Here is a 1,415-nt window from a genome sequence, read left to right on the forward strand (position 1 = left end):
CTGAGACCTGATGCCGAGCCGATTGTGGTGAAGTGGATGATCCTATGCTGTCGAGAAAAGCCTCTAGCGAGTTTCATGGCGGCCCGTACCCTAAACCGACTCAGGTGGTCAGGTAGAGAATACCGAGGCGTTCGGGTGAACTATGGTTAAGGAACTCGGCAAAATGCCCCCGTAACTTCGGGAGAAGGGGGGCCATCACCGGTGATGAGTCTTGCACTCTGAGCTGGGGGTGGCCGCAGAGACCAGCGAGAAGCGACTGTTTACTAAAAACACAGGTCCGTGCGAAGCCGTAAGGCGATGTATACGGACTGACGCCTGCCCGGTGCTGGAACGTTAAGGGGACCGGTTAGTGCACTTTCGGGTGTGCGAAGCTGAGAACTTAAGCGCCAGTAAACGGCGGTGGTAACTATAACCATCCTAAGGTAGCGAAATTCCTTGTCGGGTAAGTTCCGACCTGCACGAATGGCGTAACGACTTCTCGACTGTCTCAACCATAGGCCCGGTGAAATTGCACTACGAGTAAAGATGCTCGTTTCGCGCAGAAGGACGGAAAGACCCCGGGACCTTTACTACAGTTTGATATTGGTGTTCGGTTCGGCTTGTGTAGGATAGGTGGGAGACTTTGAAGCGGGCACGCCAGTGTTCGTGGAGTCGCCGTTGAAATACCACTCTGGTCGTGCTGGATGTCTAACCTCGGTCCGTGATCCGGATCAGGGACAGTGTCTGATGGGTAGTTTAACTGGGGCGGTTGCCTCCCAAAGAGTAACGGAGGCGCCCAAAGGTTCCCTCAGCCTGGTTGGTAATCAGGTGTTGAGTGTAAGTGCACAAGGGAGCTTGACTGTGAGACCGACGGGTCGAGCAGGGACGAAAGTCGGGACTAGTGATCCGGCGGTGGCTTGTGGAAGCGCCGTCGCTCAACGGATAAAAGGTACCCCGGGGATAACAGGCTGATCTTCCCCAAGAGTCCATATCGACGGGATGGTTTGGCACCTCGATGTCGGCTCGTCGCATCCTGGGGCTGGAGTCGGTCCCAAGGGTTGGGCTGTTCGCCCATTAAAGCGGTACGCGAGCTGGGTTTAGAACGTCGTGAGACAGTTCGGTCCCTATCCTCTGTGCGCGTAGGAATATTGAGAAGGGCTGTCCCTAGTACGAGAGGACCGGGACGGACGAACCTCTGGTGTGCCAGTTGTCCTGCCAAGGGCATGGCTGGTTGGCTACGTTCGGAAAGGATAACCGCTGAAAGCATCTAAGCGGGAAGCCTGCTTCGAGATGAGTATTCCCACCCCCTTTGAGGGGTTAAGGCTCCCAGTAGACGACTGGGTTGATAGGCCAGATCTGGAAGCCCGGTAACGGGTGGAGGTGACTGGTACTAATAGGCCGAGGGCTTGTCCTCAGTTGCTCGCGTCCACTGTGTT

At 55.9% G+C, this 1,415-nt stretch carries 1 rRNA gene (running past one end of the window); it reads left to right on the plus strand.

The features are described 5' to 3' along the window. Window positions 1–1,393, plus strand: a 23S ribosomal RNA gene (locus ACZ56E_RS40570); it begins 1,372 nt to the left of the window's first position. Window positions 1,394–1,415 lie beyond the last annotated feature (22 nt).

This window comes from Streptomyces sp. NPDC039480 (genome assembly GCF_055597165.1).